Source organism: Ferdinandcohnia sp. Marseille-Q9671 (assembly GCF_976954385.1).
Map to the genome: position 1 here is coordinate 1,440,225 of NZ_CDRJTA010000004.1, position 19,844 is coordinate 1,460,068.

Annotated in this window: 21 protein-coding genes; 7 read left to right on the plus strand and 14 right to left on the minus strand. The window is 35.8% G+C overall.

The window, feature by feature from the left end:
• Positions 1 to 11 precede the first annotated feature (11 nt).
• Positions 12 to 692: a phosphoribosylaminoimidazolesuccinocarboxamide synthase gene (locus ACWNMY_RS22235; RefSeq protein ID WP_449540429.1), complete on the plus strand. Its 681-nt coding sequence runs from the start codon at positions 12 to 14 to the stop codon at positions 690 to 692.
• Positions 693 to 935: 243 nt separating this feature from the next.
• Here the strand turns inward: ACWNMY_RS22235 and ACWNMY_RS22240 are convergent, their stop codons facing one another.
• From ACWNMY_RS22240 to ACWNMY_RS22265, 6 genes are all read right to left on the minus strand, one after another.
• Positions 936 to 2,549 (minus strand): ABC transporter permease, encoded by a 1,614-nt coding sequence (locus tag ACWNMY_RS22240; protein WP_449540430.1) that lies wholly within the window; start codon positions 2,547 to 2,549, stop codon positions 936 to 938.
• A gap of 25 nt (positions 2,550 to 2,574) precedes the next feature.
• Positions 2,575 to 3,456, minus strand: coding sequence for an ABC transporter ATP-binding protein (locus tag ACWNMY_RS22245; RefSeq protein ID WP_449540431.1), 882 nt, complete (start codon positions 3,454 to 3,456; stop codon positions 2,575 to 2,577).
• 140 nt (positions 3,457 to 3,596) lie between these two features.
• Positions 3,597 to 4,262 carry a TetR/AcrR family transcriptional regulator gene (locus tag ACWNMY_RS22250; protein WP_449540432.1) on the minus strand — a complete coding sequence of 222 codons (666 nt, stop codon included), beginning with the start codon at positions 4,260 to 4,262 and terminating at the stop codon, positions 3,597 to 3,599.
• A 259-nt stretch (positions 4,263 to 4,521) separates the two neighbouring features.
• Positions 4,522 to 4,731: a hypothetical protein gene (locus tag ACWNMY_RS22255; RefSeq protein ID WP_449540433.1), complete on the minus strand. Its 210-nt coding sequence runs from the start codon at positions 4,729 to 4,731 to the stop codon at positions 4,522 to 4,524.
• 260 nt (positions 4,732 to 4,991) lie between these two features.
• Positions 4,992 to 5,558: a DUF2812 domain-containing protein gene (locus ACWNMY_RS22260; protein WP_449540434.1), complete on the minus strand. Its 567-nt coding sequence runs from the start codon at positions 5,556 to 5,558 to the stop codon at positions 4,992 to 4,994.
• Positions 5,545 to 5,862, minus strand: coding sequence for a PadR family transcriptional regulator (locus ACWNMY_RS22265; protein WP_449540435.1), 318 nt, complete (start codon positions 5,860 to 5,862; stop codon positions 5,545 to 5,547). The genes ACWNMY_RS22260 and ACWNMY_RS22265 overlap by 14 nt, the downstream gene beginning before the upstream one ends.
• 357 nt (positions 5,863 to 6,219) lie before the next feature.
• On the opposite strand from ACWNMY_RS22265, the gene ACWNMY_RS22270 reads away from it, so the two are divergent.
• Positions 6,220 to 7,110 carry an Rpn family recombination-promoting nuclease/putative transposase gene (locus ACWNMY_RS22270; RefSeq protein ID WP_449540436.1) on the plus strand — a complete coding sequence of 297 codons (891 nt, stop codon included), beginning with the start codon at positions 6,220 to 6,222 and terminating at the stop codon, positions 7,108 to 7,110.
• Between the two features lie 604 nt (positions 7,111 to 7,714).
• Here the strand turns inward: ACWNMY_RS22270 and ACWNMY_RS22275 are convergent.
• The 5 genes from ACWNMY_RS22275 to ACWNMY_RS22295 all read right to left on the minus strand — a co-directional run bounded on the left by ACWNMY_RS22275 (position 7,715) and on the right by ACWNMY_RS22295 (position 12,929).
• Positions 7,715 to 8,047 carry a nucleotide pyrophosphohydrolase gene (locus ACWNMY_RS22275; protein ID WP_449540511.1) on the minus strand — a complete coding sequence of 111 codons (333 nt, stop codon included), beginning with the start codon at positions 8,045 to 8,047 and terminating at the stop codon, positions 7,715 to 7,717.
• A 255-nt stretch (positions 8,048 to 8,302) separates the two neighbouring features.
• On the minus strand, positions 8,303 to 9,973 hold the full coding sequence (locus ACWNMY_RS22280) for a DUF2075 domain-containing protein (RefSeq protein ID WP_449540437.1): 1,671 nt from the start codon (positions 9,971 to 9,973) through the stop codon (positions 8,303 to 8,305).
• 325 nt (positions 9,974 to 10,298) lie between these two features.
• Positions 10,299 to 11,795 carry a DNA cytosine methyltransferase gene (locus tag ACWNMY_RS22285; protein WP_449540438.1) on the minus strand — a complete coding sequence of 499 codons (1,497 nt, stop codon included), beginning with the start codon at positions 11,793 to 11,795 and terminating at the stop codon, positions 10,299 to 10,301.
• Positions 11,773 to 12,747 (minus strand): DNA cytosine methyltransferase, encoded by a 975-nt coding sequence (locus ACWNMY_RS22290; RefSeq protein WP_449540439.1) that lies wholly within the window; start codon positions 12,745 to 12,747, stop codon positions 11,773 to 11,775. Before ACWNMY_RS22290 ends, ACWNMY_RS22285 begins: the two co-directional genes overlap by 23 nt.
• Positions 12,747 to 12,929 carry a hypothetical protein gene (locus ACWNMY_RS22295; RefSeq protein ID WP_449540440.1) on the minus strand — a complete coding sequence of 61 codons (183 nt, stop codon included), beginning with the start codon at positions 12,927 to 12,929 and terminating at the stop codon, positions 12,747 to 12,749. The genes ACWNMY_RS22290 and ACWNMY_RS22295 overlap by 1 nt, the downstream gene beginning before the upstream one ends.
• A gap of 181 nt (positions 12,930 to 13,110) precedes the next feature.
• On the opposite strand from ACWNMY_RS22295, the gene ACWNMY_RS22300 reads away from it, so the two are divergent.
• Positions 13,111 to 14,847 (plus strand): AAA family ATPase, encoded by a 1,737-nt coding sequence (locus tag ACWNMY_RS22300; protein ID WP_449540441.1) that lies wholly within the window; start codon positions 13,111 to 13,113, stop codon positions 14,845 to 14,847.
• Complete coding sequence (locus tag ACWNMY_RS22305) at positions 14,840 to 16,087, plus strand: LlaJI family restriction endonuclease (protein WP_449540442.1); 1,248 nt, start codon at positions 14,840 to 14,842, stop codon at positions 16,085 to 16,087. Before ACWNMY_RS22300 ends, ACWNMY_RS22305 begins: the two co-directional genes overlap by 8 nt.
• A gap of 403 nt (positions 16,088 to 16,490) precedes the next feature.
• Here ACWNMY_RS22305 and ACWNMY_RS22310 read toward each other — a convergent pair whose 3' ends face one another.
• The 3 genes from ACWNMY_RS22310 to ACWNMY_RS22320 all read right to left on the minus strand — a co-directional run bounded on the left by ACWNMY_RS22310 (position 16,491) and on the right by ACWNMY_RS22320 (position 18,487).
• Entirely contained in the window at positions 16,491 to 17,471 is a 981-nt protein-coding gene (locus tag ACWNMY_RS22310; protein ID WP_449540443.1) for a DnaD domain-containing protein, read from the minus strand.
• A 44-nt stretch (positions 17,472 to 17,515) separates the two neighbouring features.
• The gene (locus ACWNMY_RS22315) at positions 17,516 to 18,019 is read right to left on the minus strand and encodes a competence protein ComK (RefSeq protein WP_449540444.1); all 504 of its coding nucleotides are present in this window, start codon (positions 18,017 to 18,019) and stop codon (positions 17,516 to 17,518) included.
• A 111-nt stretch (positions 18,020 to 18,130) separates the two neighbouring features.
• Entirely contained in the window at positions 18,131 to 18,487 is a 357-nt protein-coding gene (locus ACWNMY_RS22320) for a helix-turn-helix domain-containing protein (RefSeq protein WP_449540445.1), read from the minus strand.
• A gap of 317 nt (positions 18,488 to 18,804) precedes the next feature.
• On the opposite strand from ACWNMY_RS22320, the gene ACWNMY_RS22325 reads away from it, so the two are divergent.
• The 3 genes from ACWNMY_RS22325 to ACWNMY_RS22335 all read left to right on the plus strand — a co-directional run bounded on the left by ACWNMY_RS22325 (position 18,805) and on the right by ACWNMY_RS22335 (position 19,564).
• Positions 18,805 to 19,023, plus strand: a complete 219-nt coding sequence (locus ACWNMY_RS22325; protein ID WP_449540446.1) for a DUF1659 domain-containing protein — start codon at positions 18,805 to 18,807, stop codon at positions 19,021 to 19,023.
• A 35-nt stretch (positions 19,024 to 19,058) separates the two neighbouring features.
• Positions 19,059 to 19,277, plus strand: coding sequence for a DUF2922 domain-containing protein (locus tag ACWNMY_RS22330; RefSeq protein WP_449540447.1), 219 nt, complete (start codon positions 19,059 to 19,061; stop codon positions 19,275 to 19,277).
• A 116-nt stretch (positions 19,278 to 19,393) separates the two neighbouring features.
• Positions 19,394 to 19,564 carry a YvrJ family protein gene (locus ACWNMY_RS22335; RefSeq protein WP_449540448.1) on the plus strand — a complete coding sequence of 57 codons (171 nt, stop codon included), beginning with the start codon at positions 19,394 to 19,396 and terminating at the stop codon, positions 19,562 to 19,564.
• Positions 19,565 to 19,844 lie beyond the last annotated feature (280 nt).

Here is a 19,844-nt window from a genome sequence, read left to right on the forward strand (position 1 = left end):
GGAGATTGGACATGAAGCTTACGTATACAGGTAAAACAAAAGATGTGTATGAACTAGAGAATGGTGATTATTTATTAAAATTTAAAGATGACGTTACTGGAGTTGATGGTGTTTTTGATCCAGGTGCAAATACAGTTGGGTTAACGATAGAGGGTGCTGGGCGTGCGGGATTAAAACTAACTACATACTTTTTTGAAAGATTAAAAGAAAAAGAGATTCCTACTCACTATATTGATGCTGATATCGAACAAGCAACGATGACGGTAAAACCCGCTGAGGTATTCGGAAAAGGTCTTGAAGTCATTTGCAGATATCGCGCTGTGGGTAGCTTTTTGCGTAGATATGGCTTATATGCGGAAGAAGGACAACAACTTGATGCGTTTGTAGAGGTTACCTTAAAGGATGATGAACGTGAAGATCCACCAATAAGTGAAGACGCGTTGGACATGCTTGGTATTTTAACAAAAGCCGAATATCAAGTCTTAAAAGAGCTTACCCAGCAAATCGGTGGTGTCGTGAAGGAAGAACTCGCGAAAAAAGGCATCGACTTATACGACATAAAATTTGAATTTGGACGTACTGGTGAGGACAGACAAATCGTTCTGATTGATGAAATCTCCGGTGGAAATATGCGTGCATACAAAGACGGAGAATACATCGAACCGTTAGAATTAGAGAAGATGTTTTTATAGGCAATCCTAATTAAGCACCTCCTTTTTCGTATAAGAGGGTGCTTTTGTTTTAAAGAATCTTACACGATAAAAAAAGTCTAATTCCTCTAGATTATCAACGAGGAATTAGACGAATTTTCTTCAATAATCGCGTCCGATACTAGTGACTTGATTTTCAAAATTGAAATTTGCTCTTACAGTGTCTAAAAAGTAATTCTTGTTTTTAGAAGTTTACTATATTCCTAACTTAGCACTTGGTTAATATTAAGCCCCTTCCATCATATCCCGTCTGTTATAACCAAGATAACCAATTATCATCAAAACAATGCTAATCACGGTTATTGTCATGAAAATTGGTGCATCAAATTCTTCAACTGGCATTCTAGGTATCCAGCTTTGAATGGCTGTTTTTGAAAACCATTCTGGTAAATCTAATATACTGCCAAAGTAGTTTAGAAAAAATGAATAGGCTAGATAAATATACACCACTTTACCTAGTTTCGGTCTCCAACCGAGAGCTAAAGCCGCAAGACTCGTAAAGAATAATACGGATGGTAAGAAGTTGAAGCCAGCAGCAAGAAAATCAAATAGATCCATCGTTAAATTATCACCCATGGCAGTGATAGCTGTACCACCAAGACCGCCTGCTGCTAATAAAATTCCTATTACACCTGCAAAAATGGCTAAACCAATACTGGTCCAATATAATTGCTTTCGGGTCACTTTGGTAGCAAAAAGCTGACTTAAGTGTAACCGACTTTCTTCAGAAAAAAGTTTGTTTACAATGACAATTGGTAAGATTGAAACCAAAGCAATCATAACCATCATGATTGTTCCAGTGAACGATTCTTCAATGGTCACGCCTGAATGAGTAAACATTTGCTTCATCATTTCATTACTACCAAGGAAGGTCTGCATGTCGCCAAAAATTGAACCATAGGCAGCCCCCATAATTACAAATGCAATCATCCAACTGATCATCACGCCTTTGTTAATCTTGATAAATAAACCACGAACAGATAGCAAGGATTTCTTTGCATGTTCTCGACCTTCTCTTTCAGGAAGAAAGCCAGCCCCCATATCGCGAGCCCCTTCAAGGCCAAACGCAATGACCATCATAAGTAAACTAAAAATCAAGGCAAAAACAAGAGGAATCCAGTTATTTTCCGTAAAGGGAAATGTTAAATAGGTCCAGCCTAAAGGATTCATCATGGATAAGTCAACGTTAGAGGCATCAGTCCCCGCACGAACAATATAGAGCAATCCAATGATTCCAAGTGCTGATCCTGTAGCACCAGATGAAACAGGCATGATTTGTGCCGTAACAAGAGCAAACACACCGCCGAGAATACCAGCCATTCCGATCGAAGCTCCAAATAAACACGAACCTTCAACAGAAATCGTATCAGCACCAAAGCTTATCATTATTCCAGTAATAATAAGTGCTAAGAGAACGTTGATAAAAATGATTTCCATCATGACTGCAAGAGAATTTGCTTGGCGACCAACTTGAAAGGAGCGCACGAGTTCAGTCAGACCTAGATCCTCTTCTTTACGCGTATGACCAACTACATGTAATGCAGACATGACCATTGCAAATAAACTACAGAATAGTAACATTTCATGTGCATACATGGCTCCTAGAGTAAAATCGCCGGCTGTTTCAATTGGTGTAGGTCCTACCATCGCAATCATAGCAGGGTTTTGCAATGTTTCGAACATGGCCAGTAACCCTTGACCCTTTGCGATTTCTTCAAAAGCTGGAACAAATGCTGCTGAAAACAAACCAAGACCTAACACCCATACCATCACTTTTTTCCAATCGCGTTTTAGATATAGCAGGAACAGTGTATTCCAACGTGCAAATTTTTCCTTCATCGTAGTTCAACCTCCTTTCTGACGATTATCCTTCATAATGACGCATGAACAAATCTTCTAGAGTGGGCGGAACAGATTCAAATTTCTTGACCCCTAATTTGCTTGCTTTTACTAAAATATCGGTAAGGTGTTGATTATCAACGGAGAAAGTCGCTTGATTATCTATTTGTTTGAAATCATATACTCCATTTATACCGGCCATTTCAGCCACATCACCATCTGTTACCAAAGTGACAGTCGAGCGAGTCAAGTGACGCAGTTCGTCAAGGGTGCCCGTTTCCACAATCTTTCCCTGGCGAATGATGACAACCCTGTCTGCCAAGCGTTCTACTTCACTCAAAATATGAGATGATAGCAGGATGGATTTACCTGATTCTTTGATTTTTTCTACTTCTTCCTGGAAAATTGCCTCCATCAAAGGGTCAAGACCAGACGTTGGTTCATCAAAAATATATAAATCCGAATCAGCAGCTAATGCTGCAATCAAACCTACCTTCTGACGATTTCCTTTCGAATATCCTTTGGCTTTTTTCTTTGGATCCAATTCAAAGCGTTTAATTAAATAGTCGCGTTTTTGCTTATCTCCCCCACCGTGTAATTTCAGGAATAAATCAATAATTTCACCACCTGTAAGATTTCCCCACAGTGTGACATCTCCTGGAACGTATGAAATGCGTTTGTGAATGTCAAGGCTGTCTTTCCAAACGTCCTTCCCGAATATTTGCGCACTACCAGCATCTCGCTTGATAATTCCCAGCAATATACGGATCGTTGTGGATTTACCAGACCCATTAGGACCAATAAAACCGACAACTTCACCAGCATTCACCGTGAAATTCACGTCATGTAACGCTTGAAACTTACGGAATTTTTTTTGCAAACCTTGTATTTTTATAATTTCTGTCATATCACCAACACTCCTTTTTTAAAGATTTGGACATTGATTTTCAGTAATAAAGAAGATTAAATTTCCAGATAAACTACGTCACCTGTATTTGTACTACCTACTTTTGTTGAATTTCTACTTGCTAGGAACCTCATGTATCATCATTGTTTGTAAAAGCTGTACTTCAGTATTTCAGCATACCTCTCCCATTCTTTAAGATATTGATCTCCAAATTCTTCAATATCTGTAAACGAGTTTAGTTGATGGATCGCTTTCTCCCCAAATCCAAACATGGTCCAATTCAGGATTTCGATTGCCTTTTCAATATCTATCTCTTCTCGGAACTTGGAGTAGTCGATATTTTTATATAACAGCTTTTTACCTTCACTATAGATTGAATTCACTTTGTCATGAATAATATCTGATACTTCTGTCGAATCCTCTTGGCTGCAAGAAGCAAGGAAATCAAAAACATGAGGAAACTTTTTTTGGATATGCATTTTCTGTAATCCAATATTTTCAATTCTTTTAAATAAATCTGTTTCATGTAGATCAATTTGTTCATATAGATTCTCGATAATTTGAACACCATACTCGATTAAATATACGTAAAGATCTTTCTTGCTAGAAAAATAATTAAATAATGAACCTTTAGATATGTTTGCCTCTTTTACCATTTCGTTAGTAGATGCTTTATCAAATCCGTTTCGGACAAATTCCTTTATTGCTGCGTTAATAATAAGCTCTTTCTTTTCTACTTTTAATTTACTAAAATTTGAAGTAATGGTCGTGATCTCCTTTCGTTGAAATGTGACCACACTGGTCATTTTAATCCTAACCCGGATGACCAGTCTGGTCAACAAAAATCAAACTACAATTTCTGATAAATTAATAATCCCTTTTGAATAAGAAAACGAAACCTTCCTTTGTGAAAAATCGTACAAAATTTAGCTCATTTTCTACTTATGTTGTTTCGCTATTTGCCTCGATTCCTCTTTGTTTCAAATGATAACCGTATAAATAAAAAGGCTAAAATATGCAAGTTCTACTTGAAAACCCGCATATTTTAGCCCTTACAAATTCATTTTATTTGTTTGCTTTTATATTTCTTTGATTTTTTCGGTTGGACCCCTCTCTTTGAACGAAGGGGATTACCTTGGAGCTACCCCTTTTGTATTCAACAGGTTTTTCTTGTTCTTGAGTGTACCTAGTTTCAGACGTCCTCTCATAGGCATCTACGTATAGATGATAATTCGCCTTAATACTAGACGTAATTTTCTCAATTAGTTTTTTCAAGAATCCCCCTCCTTTTTATCTACGTTGTCCGTGAAAAGGTTCCTAGGAATTGAATCTATTTCTAGCTATGTACTTTTCCTTATCACCTTTTACCTATTATAGTGTTTTCAATTCTCCTCTAAGTCTACAGGAATAACTAGTGATGAAAACAGGTGGAATATTTCACAAACTTCACCTACAGGTTAATTTTGTTGAAAAAAAGGTAATCTTTTCCCTTTTTCAGCTGGTATTGATTGATTTTTGAGGATCTCCCTAGTAAGTTACTTTTCTTTTAACACTGAATACTTTCGATACGCATAATAGAAATTGCTACCCAAAAAGATCACCAGCAGTACGGGAACCATCTTCAAAAGGACAAATGGAGTTTCAAATAGAAATGCTTTCCAAAATAATGAACCTTCCATACTCCATAGACCTTCATGGTATAATTCTGAATCCTTGTAAAGCATAAACGCATAAGCCGAACAAACCAGTCCCAACCAAAATGAATAATTCATTAATCTCTTATAATAATTGCTCTTCGATTGGCGATCCGAGAAGATTTCATTTTGACCATCCTCTTCTTTTTGCCAATACCGTATGCCACTGAGCCAGGACCCCTTTACATAGTTCCAACCAAAATCCTCATATATCCCTTTGTATTCCACAAGCTTGTTCTTAGGTAAATAATCTTGGTAATCAAGACGCATCACATATCTCTTGTCAGCTTGTTCAAACGTGTATATGCCTAATCCACTGATATTTGTACACCGATATCCTTTTTGTAAATGCTCGTTTAACCACTGTTCTTCTTTTTCAATATTAAAAAACACCTTAAACCTTTTCATTTGCTTCACTTCCTTCATACAAGGATAAAATATGCAAAAGCCTTTCTTGTTCCATTTTCAATATGGCGCTTCCTTCTGGAGTGATCATATAGATTTTTCTCCGACCTGAATTTCCAACAGGTTCAATCCAACCATGCTTATTCAAGTTTTCAATCGCACCGTATAATGTTCCAGCTGCTAAAATAACAGTACCACTACTCATTGTTTCGATTTTCTGCATGACGGCATAGCCGTGTAATGGCTCACGTAGAGCTAATAAAATATAATGCATAGTTTCAGATAGTGGCAATAAATTGTGTTTCATACTCGCACCCTCTATTCAGTTTAACTATATAGTTTGACTTAATAATAAGATAATGCAGTTTAACTGAATAGTCAACAGTACTTTGACATTTATTTGATAAACTTATAAAAGCTCAATCTAATAAAAGAACTTTCCTAGTTTGAAGATAACTGTCTAATACGGGAAGATTGGGTGTTACCATTACCAATGTAGCCAACTAGTGGTTTTTTAAGAGAAGCATTCTTAGACTTACATATTTTATCTTTTGTATTAATCTAAAGGAATTTGAAGTTCTTTGTCGAACTATATAATTGTTCAAAGAGTATGTACTTCAACCCTCACTACACCCCTATTAACTACCTCGAAAGGAAGAAATATATGAGCCCAAAATACCTCGATTTAAAAGTGGACTTTATGTTCAAGCAATTATTTGGTCAGCCAAGTCGAAAACACATTACCATTGCTTTTCTGAACGACTTACTAGGAAGGTCAGGAAATAATAGAATTAAAGATTTACAATTCATTAATACTGAAATCTCAAAGGAGACTAAGGAAGGTAAAACAATTCGCCTGGATTTAGCTGTTCTTACTGCAAACGGTGAGAATATCAATGTAGAAATTCAGGTTATCAACCAACATGATCTACCGGAACGAATCCTCTACTATTGGGCAAAGGCTTATTCTTCCTCCATCCGCTCGGGCGAGTTCTATCGAAAATTACGTCCCACCATATCAATATCTATTTTAAACTTTCCACTCTTCCCTACTGAAACTGATGATTTCCACACAATTTTTCATATCAGAGAAAAAAACAAAAATTTTTTATGGAGTAACCAACTTGAATTCCATGTGTTTGATTTAGGCTCTTTCGTGGTACAATGGAGAAAATACCGGCGGAAAATGAAAGATAACAATGAATTACCTTGGCTCCTAATGTTATCAGCAGTAGATCATCCAGAGAATATAGCAGACGATGAATGTATGTCCGAATTGGAGGAATGGGCGATGAACATCGAGCAAGTAAGAGAAGCGCTTATTGAATGGGAAACCTTGAGTGCAAACAAAGAAAATCGAGTCATTTATGAAGCACGAGCAAAAGAGCTACGCGATTTGTTAAGCAACCTTGATGGGGAGCGGAGATTAGGAAGACAAGAGAAGCTACACGAAATAGCCTTTAATATGATCAAAAAAGGCCTAGATCCTTCTTTGATTGAAGAAATTACTGGTTTATCCAAAAAGGAAATACAGAAACTGAAAGAAACTGAATAAACGAATTGCCATTTAATAGCCTCTCATATATTGAGTGGCTATTTTTTAGTGCGCCCGGCATGGGCTATAACTTGGTGGTGAAAGTCCGCTACAGGCTTTGGAGTAGGAACTGTTAGCTAATCGCAAGGGTGTCCATCGTGAGGTGGAATCTAAAGGAAGCCGCGGCAAAATCCCGAACTGACGAACAGACATTTAATATAAGGTTCATTTGGAGTCGATGAGTCTGCTAAAAAAGATGAAGTCCGATACTGCACGAGTTCCATACAGTAAATACAGCAGTTACATGGGAGGAAGGTTATAGCTCTTACCCGGGAGCAAACCGAGAAACAACGTACCACTCTAATCCAAATAGACTAACCGGTGATGAAACTGTTTCAGTTAGTCATTTCTTCCTATTTCAACACTCTTCTACATCCAAAGGATTATTTCCTATCAATCTCTTGAATTTTTGTACAATATTTAGTGCCGATAGTGCCAAATACATAGAATGAACCGTAGTAGAATGTTGAAAGGCCAGTGTGTTCTTAGACCAGTTCGTCACATAAGTAACACCCCCTTTTTTGATGAAGGGGGTGTTTTAGTTTAAATAACTATCAAATTCAACTCAAAGATCCGTATACTTTTTATTCGAACCAAATGCCTTATCAACTGGGTATTTTCGTCTATTCTTTTTGAGTTTATCTCTGATGGCTTTTTCCATATTGATTTCAAGCCCATCTGCCAGTAATAAGGCATAGATAACAACATCAGCTAGTTCATCAGTAATATTATCGATTTTATCAACTTCAGCTTCTTCACTCGTTTTCCATTGGAAGTTCTCTAATAGTTCACTGGCCTCTAGCGAAAGCGATATCGCTAAATCCTTTGGATTGTGGAATTGCTGCCAATCCCTTTCATCTCGGAACTCAACAATTTCTTCAATTAACGAATCAAAGATGGAAGTTTCAAAATCAAACCCCTCCTCTTTTAATTCTTGGTAGATTTGTTCAGCTTCTTCATATTGTGATGCAGGAACTACCAATGAAACATAGGACGTTGGATTACCATGTATATCCTCATAATCACTCCACTGTTCTTGCCAATTAATCTCAGGGTAGTATTCTCTTAATTCTGAAATGATTTTGTCTAACCTACTATCATCACTACTAAATGAATCTAAGTATTCCACTTTCAAACCCCTTTCTTTAAAATCTTACTGATAGTCAGTTCTTTCTTCAGCTACCATCGTATTCCCATAGTCGTTTTCACGGCTTTTATATAGCTCCATTAATCGTGCTCTTAATTTCTTATCACTTGCAAATATATATAGACCCTTAATGCCGCGTTTTAATAGGATATTTATAGAATTCAATATAATTTTCTCTTTTACATATTCAGGATCATCAAACTCATCTCTGCCTCTAAAGGCTTCCGTGTCCTTGTAGTTTTCTGTAATGATTTTCAATTCATCCTTTTCCTCGTCATACGAAACGGATGGACCAAGAATGACACCCACATAATTTAAATCAAAGCCTTGAATCGTATAGATTGACCCCGCCTCTCGTATTGTTTCTTCCCGTTCAGCCCAAGTAGTATCTCCCTCTGTGGTATTCCAAGGGATCGTTAGTTGATCTTCTTTTATGTAGTACGTATCGCCATCTTTCTTATGAACATAATCAAAAGTTGAAACAATTCTTGCCAGTCCCGCTTCTTTATTCTTTTCACGTATTACCTTATACATTTTTGCTGCCGTATCAAAAATTCGAAAATCAAACTCTTCTTTCCTTGGAATCGGCGTTATCTTTTTCTCAACAAAATGATCAATCCACGTAATCATCGGAATGCTAGCACGCATCCTAAATTGATTTTGTAAGATATATTCCTCCGAGTTACGATTATCAACTAGACTTAGTAACTTCTTTTCGTCCCAGTAGCTTTTCATTTTTAATACTTGCTTATCATCATAGACGATAATTACAACCTTACTATATTTCATAATTTCTTCGAGATGGTTATTTTCTTTAAAATTATTGAAGCTATCCGGTCTGGTTAATAATAAATGAGCCTCATCAACAAACACAATATCGGCCTTTTCATTGGCTTTTTTTCGTTTATTTATAAAGGAAGTAGGCTTGTCGAAATTATTCTTTTTGAGTGCTTTCACTTTACCCGCAATTTTATGGTATGTTTTTAACATTTCACTATGGTTAACTAACAGAAAATTATTCGTATTATGAAGAGCTGAGGATTTCTCTCTTGTTAGTTCCTGGATACGATTAAAAACAGCACTTAATACAACGCTCTTTCCCGTGCCCGCTTCTCCTTTTACTAGAAAAACAAACGGTTTATCTTCTTTCACATGCTTTTCACAGACTTCTATAATCTTTTCTTTTAACTCGATTTGTTCAATAGACAGCTCTTTGAAAGGCGATAGTTTAAAAATATCTTTATTTTCAATAACCTCTCTAGAATGAGTCACATAGTTTTTCTCTTTTAACTTATCCCAGATTTCATTAAATAACTTCTCATTATAAAAGGGTTTATCGTAATAATTATGACTAATACTATCTGCTGTCTGACTCTTATTCTTTAATTTATAACGTTCATCTGCTAAAAAATAATTGATTAGCTTCGTTTCGATATTATAGGTAGCCGAGCGATTAAATTTTTCATGGATAATCAATGTCATCCGATCTAGCGATTTTCGTTCCGGATTATTCCTATGGCTCTTCATACGATTTCGAACGGCTACCGTTTCTCCAATGTAAACCATCGTATTATTATTTAAGAAATACACAATCGGATAATCCGTATACGACTTTTCATATAGCGAATCGATTGAGGATTGAGTAAATGGCATTGTTTCTATCTGTAATGTACTCATTTGTGAATTACCTTTCATTGAACTTTATATTATTCTAACCGGAAATCTTGTTATGACATATCACATTCAAATTAGTAACTATCTACACGATGGAGGTAACCAACCTAGTAGACGATCATGATTGGCCCTCGTACTTAGTATAAGAATATTTTACCATATTTTAATTTTGACGGTGAGAATCCGCGTATCCTCGTTTATCCTTCTAGTATAGTCATACCCCTTTATTGTAAATTACCTCTTATTACTTTGATCATCTTATTTCAAAAATAAAAAGAGGTAAAAAAGTCATCTCTAAGACTTATTTACCTCTAAATTATAGTAACTACTATTTAATTGATAGTTTTTCTGATTCACTTTCTTTCAAAGCTTTCATTACAGCTTCAGCGATTCCTCTGCTCATTAGAGGTGGAACTGCGTTACCAATCTGCATATATGTTTTTGTATATGAGCCTTTAAAGAAATAGTCATCCGGAAAAGTCTGCACTCTTGCTGCTTCCCTTGGAGTTAATCCTCTAGCCTGTGTCGGATGAATATACATATTACAATCAAACTTCATATGAGCTGTAATTGTTTTACATGGTGCATCATAAATGAGCTTATAATATTTATCTTTAAAAATGTCATTTCTGCTTTGATAAGGCATGATATCGGCAATTTTGGGATCGTCTGATTTATCTCCTTGATCCATCCTTCCAAATATCTCAATATCGCGGTCATTATTATATCTTGCTTTATGGTTATACAATAGTTGAGAAGATACTCCATTGTTGTTTAACTCTAAAAATTCAGTTGCAGATGTTGAAGGGTATTTGGCAATCACCCTGCCACTTTCATCCGTTTCTAGATTTGTTGCATTTTTCACTCGTAAAGCCTCTAGTTTTGGTAATTCCTCGATAGCATCCCTAAGTGTGTATTGTCTATTTAAAAATGCATTCTGCAGATTTATTTCCGAAAAGATGGATTCATTGTCAAAGCCAAGTCTATTTCCGATAAAGATGATTCGTTTTCTATTTTGTGGTACTCCAAAGTCTATTGCATTTAAAACTTCACAATGAAGTTTATATCCAATTGCCTCAAAATCCTCTTGAACTTGTGAAGCAACAGATAGCATTCCTTGTACATTTTCCATAACAAAAAATTTCGGTTGAATTTTATCCACAATTTTGACGAAGCTCTTATAAAGCTTGTTGCGCGGATCATCAATGATTCTTTGTCTATTGGCATTGCTAAAACCTTGACAAGGAGGACCTCCAATTACTACGTCAACATCTTTATATCTGACTCTTTCGTCGATTTCTTCAATAATATTATTAATATCCTCATGATAAATATATTCTTTAGGTAATTCAGGATGGTTAAAAGAGTACGTTTCAATACATGATGGTTCAATATCATTAGCAAAACCAATTTTATAACCTGCTTGTTTAAACCCTAATGACATTCCACCTGCACCACAGAATAAATCTACAATCACTGGCTTATCGTCTTTTTCTTCCATATTTGAGATATTGGAAATACAGTGATTACAATATTTATAAACACAGCAATGCTTCACTTCATCATGTTCAACCTTAGCAATCAATCTAGCAAATTCATCATAGGTAATATGAAACTCTTTATCTACCAATTCCGTAAGAGCCTCAAATTCTTCATTGTTTGAGATTACCCCTATTTCAATTAGCTTCTGTTCTATATTTTTCTGATCGTATTGTTTTATCTCTGTTCCGTTCATTAAGGTTAATGTTTGAATGAATTCTTTTAATTCAGCAAGAAAAGCTTTTCTTACTTTTTTATCAGTACTATCCTTGAAATTGTAATTCACGAGTCTCATCCTTTGCGCTTTGTACTGTATCTAAAATTGCCTTAGCTACGGACCTAGCTACGTTAACGGTAACTGCATTTCCAAATTGCTTGTACGCTTGAGAATCAGACACGATGATTTCGTAATCAGGTTCTTCAGGAAAGCCTTGAAGACGGGCACATTCCCTTGGTGTTAATCTTCTAATAGAAGTTTTCCCTTCTTCTTCTGCTACCTCACTAGGCTGTGTAACATAATTGTCTTGACTCGCACGATGCATCTTAGCCATAGTAGCACATAACGGTCTAGCAATACGAAGATCAATTTCAGTCTTCGCCTTATAAGTCTTTGTCCCGCTCGCCATTATCGTAGGAAGTATTTTATGAGAGAGATAGTATTTTGCCGGTACATTCGTTTCTAGAATACTTTGTAACGTTTGTTCTAACGGAACAGCTGCTGGAAAATTAAATTCTGTGATATTTAACTCTTTTTTAAAACATACAATAAAAATTCTGTTTCGAGTTTGAGGCACTCCATACTCAGAACTATTTAGTACCTTATCAAATACATTGTATCCAGCTAGATCAAGATGTTCTTTGATCACTTTATATGTTCTTCCGTTATCGTGATTCACTAGATTACGAACATTTTCTAAAACAACCACTTTGGGATTGTGATGCAGAATTATTTGTTCAATGTTGAAAAATAATGTTCCCCTAGTATCTGTAAAACCTTTTTGATCTCCCATCATACTAAATGGCTGACAAGGAAAACCACCGATTAATACATCGTGTTCGGGAATTTGAGTAACAGGAATTTTTGTTAAATCTTCTTCGGTAATATGATCCCCAATATTATGGCGATAAGATTGTACAGCATATTTATCAATATCGTTTGCCCAAATGATATTAAATCCTGCTTGTATAAATCCGAGGTCCAAACCGCCACATCCACTAAAAAGTGATACTACTTTCATTATTTTTCAACTCCATGTATTTTAATATAATCGATAATCCATTCTCGTAACACAATAGAAGCATATTGATTATTCTCATGCAGAGATTTCATAAACTCTTCTTTTATTTCAGGTTCAATTGTAATTTCTATTTTAGAAGTCTTTTTCTTTCCTCTTGGCCTGCCAACTATGTTAGAGCTCAATTTATGTAACTCCCTTTCCCCTACGAAAATATGTTCTACTATACCACATTTAGATCAGGGTGTAAATTGAATAGAATTAATAGAAGACTTTCATTTTACTGGTAAGTCAATTATTATTTCGGTACTTTTGGTATACTTAAACTAACGCCGAAACAAGATATTAAACTGGAGGATAGTAATAATGGCTCATACATTTAGAGAAACATTAGAAATTCTAGATCAATTCTTTCAGAGAATAGATCCAGCACTCGCTTATCGGTTAAACTTAACAACCAGTAATGACTATGATGGGATTTTTATCAAAAAGCTTGCTGAATCTAATACGTTAACAAATAATAGTGGAAAACAAAAACACATTGCCTTCAGCAGTGAACATGAAATAAATTTTTTTCCTTACTTAGATAACTTTGTTGAAGTAATTGCCAATAAAGTGCCTGGTTACAACTCGAACGAGTTCAAAAGACGTTATGGAGTCAAGATAAACATACATTTATTAAAAGAAAACCTTGAATATAAAACAAACCGTGAAAGTACTGACATTCACTGCTTTACAACACATTATTCGAGCAGGGGCGGCAATCAATCCGAAATGGGATCTATGATTACAGATTCAGGGGAATTTACTGATTTTAGAAGACTGCTGAATATTGGGGATTCGTTACTTTTTCTTAAACATCGCAACATGTTTACATATGATTTACTTGTAATAAAGAGTGAAGACTATAGTGAATTGGAAACTACTTTTAAACGAAGTTTTGTAGCATATGATGAGTTTTCCCCTTCAAGGCAGCCCTCTACACTAACATCTCCTGAAGAATGGGGTGATGAGGACTCTGCAAAGCTTGTAAAACCGGGTGTAAATCTAATTATTTATGGCGCACCGGGAACAGGTAAAAGCCATGAACTTGATAATAGATATTATGGAAAGAACAGCATACGAGTAACGTTTCATCCAGAATATACCTATCATGATTTTGTAGGAAGTTACCGTCCACAACCAATCTATAAAGTAGATACTACTGATTCTGAATCATATAAGTTTGTTACGGAAGTAAGAGAAACATTTGATAAAGGGGAACCTTATATTACATATAACTTTATACCAGGACCTTTTACACTGTCACTTGAAAAGGCCCTTCGTTCTACAAAAATAGATTCTACTCCGCAAATGTATACATTAATTATAGAAGAAATTAATCGCGCAAATGCCCCTGCTGTATTTGGTGATCTCTTTCAGTTATTAGATAGACAAAGTAATGGAGAAAGTACATACGGCGTTTCTAACCTAGAAATACTAAAATACTTACAAGGCAAAGGCGTAATTGATGCCGATCAAACAGAAATAAAAATACCACATAACTTGAATATAGTTGCCACTATGAACAGCGCTGATCAAGGGGTATTTGTCATGGACTCTGCTTTTAAACGTCGATGGAACTTTGAATATATGCCACTAGATCCTAAAAAAGCTATTCATAAGGATGAAAGAGTTGCCTACAATAAGCAGTTTGTTAGGTGGTCCGACTTTATTGGGGCACTAAACGATTTATTGGCAGATCACTCCATTAATGAAGATCGTCATATTGGACCGTACTTCTTGAAACCGAGCGAACCGTCCGATAAAAATATTATTTCGTCAAAATTATTACTCTATCTTTGGGATGATGCTGCTCGTCTTAAACGTTCTCAGATTTTTATGGAGGGCATAAAAACGTTTGCTCAACTTGTTACCCTTTATAATGATGGTGCTGCCATTTTTAAAACAGACTTTTCGTATATAGAAGACGCGACTACTGAACAAGCAAACAGTGTCGAAAGCAAATCAGACGAACATTTCGAACAGCCATATGCAACGCGTGAAAAAATTGCAGAAGAATCCACTAGTTTTGAGTTGGGTGAAAAAGATCAAGATGAGTAATTTTAATTTATTTGAAAATTGCTTTGTTGAATTAGAGGAATACCCTTTTGAACGCTATAAAGAAAAAATACCTACTGAATTATTTGTTAGAGGATTCTGTGTGCTGGAAGATAAAACACTACTTTTTAAATGCACCGGATTTATTGTTAGTCAAAATAATATATTTGTTGTCTTTCCTAAAGGTTATGTCTTTCCTAGAGACGAACAGTCATTAAAAGTTCATATCCGTCTATTAATAGATGTGTTAACCAAATATAGCCGAAACAGTACATTGAATCCTATTGAAAGTTCCCTACTAAGAGGAATTGGTGAAAATACATCCTATATCGGAGCCGCATTTTGGTTAATAAGAGATTACTTTGATAATGGGATTTTGGATTTCCAACGTCATGAGTATGTCTTAAATCAAAGTACGAATATCAATTGGCCGCGCACAATCAAACATATAAATCCCGTAATATCTAATAAAAGGCCAATCTACTTGGATTTAGTTACTAAAAAACATATCATGTATGATCATTTAATTACACAAATTCATCAGTATGCAGTGGAAAAATGTTTAAAGCAATATGGATGGTTGTTTGATTATGATGAAGAACATGGGAATGAATCTGACCTTCCCTGTGATGAAGATACAGCAGTTTTTTACTTGGAGTTAGAGGCTCAACGAACCTTTCAAGAACGGAAATCGAACCTTTTTCTACATTTAAAAGAATTTATTTTAGGAAGTCATACGCAGTCAAAAGAAAGCATTACCACTTATGTAACACCGTATTTTCACACGGTATGGGAAAAGATTTGCCATTCGCTTTTTTCAGATGCAAACGACATGAGTTTGCCCAAGCTTCCACATCCTTATTGGAACGTAAATAGTCAAGTCGCTAAAACGGAACAGATTCCTGATATTATGTTTCGAGATAGAAACAGGCTATATATACTAGATGCCAAGTATTACAGAATAAAATATGCACCTCTAAAGCTACCTGGCTGGGGTGATCTAGTTAAACAATTTTTCTATAGACATACTTTACTGACAAATAAAGAAGATGAAATAGAAAATATATTTCTTTTTCCAGGCCAGACGAATCAAGATGTTGAATACCTGGGATTTGCTGCAGTAGATGGAATACAAAGTCTTGGCAGAATCAATGGGTATACCATTGACATCGTTAAAGCAATGGAGTCTTATGTAAATAATAGAAAAGGCGAATTTAAGGAAAAATTATTGGGGTTTTATTAGCAAAATGGTTATTCTATTTGTTCTTTTTCTTCTAACTCATTAGCACTGGCTCCATAACCATAATAAAACTTGTCGAAGCCGGAGGGTATAACGTGCCCTCCTGGCCTAATTGTAGACTTCTACCAAAGATACAACCTTCTTTAGAGACATGAGAAATATTGAATATTACTAGTAAAATTATTTAATCCTTACACCCTCTCCTATGATTAACACACTTTTTCATCAGAAAGACTAGCACAAAAACGTTACACCATTTAGCAACCTTTTCACCTATACCCTTATATGAACGGTTGAAGGATAGTGCCTGATGCCTAATGCTTTCGAGTATTTGATGGACAGGACTAGAACACATTAAGCCTATTCAGCACTCTAAGTGATACTGTACAAATATAGATAAGATACCCTAACAAAATGCCTTAAGCCTCTCCTCAAATAATTTTTTCTTCGCTTCAAAATCCAAATCAATTACTGTGGTGTTCTGGAGCTTATTCTCTACTAGCCATTCTGGAATTAGTTCTTTTCGGATTGGCTTTCTATTTATTTGTGCCTGTTTTTGTTTACTGTATGTAAGACGCGCGTCATGTATTTCGGTAACAGTATCGTATCCTTTGTTGCTCCAATCTTTTAGTACTGCCTCGACATAATTCCAGCGGTTTGATCCGTTTTCTAACGCTAGTTTCATTGCTTCTATTACGATTTCAGGTGATAATTCCGCACACCACGATTTCATTTTCTTTGCATAATAGTTTCCGATTTTTCCAAACCCATTTTGTTCAAAAAATCGAAACGGATCATCTTCGTTGTCAATTGCTTGTACTGAAGAAGAAGTCTCTGATGTATTCTCTGAAGTAATCTCTGTAGAAATCTCTGGTATTGCTTTGCTCAGGTTGGACATCTGGTTTGACCAAGTTGAACATGTGAGCTGTTCATTTTGAACAGATGGGTTGTCCAGTTTGAGCAACTCATCTGTCCGATTTGAACAAATTAGTTCTTCCTCTGTTTTAGGTGAAGGTATTTCTTCCCCCTCTTGTAACACTTCGTCACTGTTTTCTTCACCTTGCAAATCATTCACGATTTCATAATTAATCGTATACCATTTGGTTTGATCCATTTTCATTTTATTGAAATTTTTAGCGAGAATGTACTCACTTGCTTCCAAACTCATAATCGTTCTTCTAATCGTACTTTTTGAGAAAAAAGGGAATTGCCCTCCCAATTCCTCATAGGTGAAATACACCCATTTACGGTCCTCTCGTATGTTAGTGCTTCGTTTTATCCAGTAATGCAGTTGCTGAAGGATAATACTTTCATTTAAGCCGATTGTAGTGGCAAGTGTGGGGATAATGAGTAAGGGTTTATCATTAAGTAGTAAATTTCCGTTCATGGTTCGTAGCCATCCTTTATGTGATATTTGTTTGCGGGGTTAGTTTATATACTTATATATGAATACGTTTGCAGTTGTTCCGGAACTGAATATTGTAAGATACACATAGCCGTTCGTTCGTATTGTTTTTTCAGAACATAACAAGATTCGTTCATGGAAAGTGATTGATTATTTTTAAGATGAATAATGGATTGGATTGTTGGACTTGGGATCTTTGGAAGTTCAATAGATTTGATGTGGTGGAAGAAAATCCAGTTGCACTCACACGTCGTTGGTGATTGAGTAGGAAAAGCGAAGATCTTTCTTCGAGGGTTTATCGGGATTGGGACTTTCTGAATAGCACCAGTTAGATAAGTAACGGCCTTTCGTCTTCCTTCATAAGAAGCACCACCTTCTAAACAAGCTGCCTTTATAATTTGTAGTGGTGTTTGCCTAACAAGAATGTTCCGATGCTCCTCAACGACGATTGCTGAATACTCGATTTCAGCCACGGACAAAATGGCCACCGTTTGAGGATTAATTTCATAGAATGGTTGAATTTGATTCATGAGGTTCTCTCCTTTTATGGGGTGTGTTGCGGGGGATATAAGTTACCGAAGTGAATTGGTCAAAGGTTAGTTTGTTGGAGGAACAATCTATTAAAGTATGTAGCTTTAACGCTAGTCCTGTTTTTCAGAAAGAAGAGTTTCGAACGATTTAAGGAAAACGCTAATGATCTTTAATAATTCCTTCTGTACTTCTATTGGTTGGTCCTTTAGTAAGTCGATGATCGACAAAAGGACTTGTGGATTATTTACCTGTTTCATAATTTCATAGTTCGAAACGACCTGCTCAGGTAATACATCTAAAACTTGGCAAATTCTCTCTAAAACTTCTAATGAAACACTGGTATTACCACGTTCTATATTTCCTATATGATTCTTTGTGACATTAACTCGATTAGCAAGTTCTTGCTGACTGAGTTTTCGCTCCTTACGAAACTTTTGTATCCTTTGACCTACCAACTTGTATAACATAAAATCACCTCTAGAACTAGTAAATCCTAGAAATAGAAAAATGTATACAAACCACGAGGTTGTATTTTCGTAAAGAACAACTGACAGTGTGCTTTTTGAGAAAAAAGTTTATATTTTTTTCTTTTTTTCTCCAGGAAAAGAGTTTGAGGAAGGATTTTAATAGATATGGCAACTAATTTAGGATAAATTACAGGCCGTCAAAAGTAACTCCACTTTTAAGTGGAAGAGATAGTTCATAGGCCTAAAATATTTCTGAATGAAATGACCCTTTTTTGCCCTTCCCCTTCTATAACATAGGTGTAAAGGAGGTGAGACACATGGCATTACAAGATATTCAAGCTACTCAATTACGCTTAGTACTTGATGGTGGTGTTGATGACAAAGGGAAAGCAATCTACAAAAACAAGAACTACAACAACATTGATCCTTTTGCATCAGCTGATGGACTGTACGCGGTTGCTACAGCTATCTTAAGTCTTCAAAGCTTATCAACTGTTAACATCGAGCGTAATGACACATTTATGTTATCCAAATAATCACCTATTAAAATACTAGAAAGGAGGAATAGAAAATGGCAAAAACACTAGAAATGCAATTTACAAACGAGGATGGCAAAACAGTTTCTATCTCCATTGAAAACCCAATTGAGCCAGTTGATCCTGCAAAAGTATCAGCTGCTATGGATACCATCCTATCTGCAAATGTTTTTCTCACATCTGGTGGTGATCTTGTTGCTAAAAAAGGCGCTCGTGTGGTTGAACGTAATGTAGAATCAGTTGAGTTTGTGTAATCTTATTTTGAAGCCAACTCTCTTTTAAGGGAGTTGGCTTTGTTTTTATAAAAGGTAGCATCTTAATGTTTTGCATATGTAACTAAAATATCCTAAATATGAAAGGAGGAAATATCGTGGAGCAGCTTCTGCCTTTTATTCAGGAGGTTGGCTTTCCTGTCGTCGTGACATTCTATCTGTTGCATCGTATTGAAACGAAGCTTGATGGCGTCATCGACTCGATTCAAATGCTGCCGGTGAGCATGAAGGCCGATTCAACCTATGAAACTAAGAAAAATATAACGTAGAGAATGGACACCTGACTTTGGAGAGTTGGGTGTTTTTTGTGTGTTTAAGGGATGGCGCAAACCTATCCGCAAATTGATAATAAAATAATAACCCGAATAATCAAGTCCACGATAAACGGATAAAAATTCAATGCCCCTTCTCGACCCGACCTATTCTAAAATAACAGGAAACTATTGAAATGTTTTGATAGATGTTTCTAATTTTTGAAAGGAGACTTAATTACAATCAATGTTGTTCGAGTAGTTTTTTTATGAATGAATTCATCAATAGAAAGTTGCA

Coding starts and splice junctions, on each gene's coding strand:
- ACWNMY_RS22235 (WP_449540429.1), top strand. CDS start 12: ATGAAGCTTACGTATACAGGTAAAACAAAAGATGTGTATGAACTAGAG.
- ACWNMY_RS22240 (WP_449540430.1), bottom strand. CDS start 2,549: ATGAAGGAAAAATTTGCACGTTGGAATACACTGTTCCTGCTATATCTA.
- ACWNMY_RS22245 (WP_449540431.1), bottom strand. CDS start 3,456: ATGACAGAAATTATAAAAATACAAGGTTTGCAAAAAAAATTCCGTAAG.
- ACWNMY_RS22250 (WP_449540432.1), bottom strand. CDS start 4,262: ATGACCAGTGTGGTCACATTTCAACGAAAGGAGATCACGACCATTACT.
- ACWNMY_RS22260 (WP_449540434.1), bottom strand. CDS start 5,558: ATGAAAAGGTTTAAGGTGTTTTTTAATATTGAAAAAGAAGAACAGTGG.
- ACWNMY_RS22265 (WP_449540435.1), bottom strand. CDS start 5,862: ATGAAACACAATTTATTGCCACTATCTGAAACTATGCATTATATTTTA.
- ACWNMY_RS22270 (WP_449540436.1), top strand. CDS start 6,220: ATGAGCCCAAAATACCTCGATTTAAAAGTGGACTTTATGTTCAAGCAA.
- ACWNMY_RS22280 (WP_449540437.1), bottom strand. CDS start 9,973: ATGAGTACATTACAGATAGAAACAATGCCATTTACTCAATCCTCAATC.
- ACWNMY_RS22290 (WP_449540439.1), bottom strand. CDS start 12,747: ATGAAAGTAGTATCACTTTTTAGTGGATGTGGCGGTTTGGACCTCGGA.
- ACWNMY_RS22300 (WP_449540441.1), top strand. CDS start 13,111: ATGGCTCATACATTTAGAGAAACATTAGAAATTCTAGATCAATTCTTT.
- ACWNMY_RS22305 (WP_449540442.1), top strand. CDS start 14,840: ATGAGTAATTTTAATTTATTTGAAAATTGCTTTGTTGAATTAGAGGAA.
- ACWNMY_RS22310 (WP_449540443.1), bottom strand. CDS start 17,471: ATGAACGGAAATTTACTACTTAATGATAAACCCTTACTCATTATCCCC.
- ACWNMY_RS22315 (WP_449540444.1), bottom strand. CDS start 18,019: ATGAATCAAATTCAACCATTCTATGAAATTAATCCTCAAACGGTGGCC.
- ACWNMY_RS22320 (WP_449540445.1), bottom strand. CDS start 18,487: ATGTTATACAAGTTGGTAGGTCAAAGGATACAAAAGTTTCGTAAGGAG.
- ACWNMY_RS22325 (WP_449540446.1), top strand. CDS start 18,805: ATGGCATTACAAGATATTCAAGCTACTCAATTACGCTTAGTACTTGAT.
- ACWNMY_RS22330 (WP_449540447.1), top strand. CDS start 19,059: ATGGCAAAAACACTAGAAATGCAATTTACAAACGAGGATGGCAAAACA.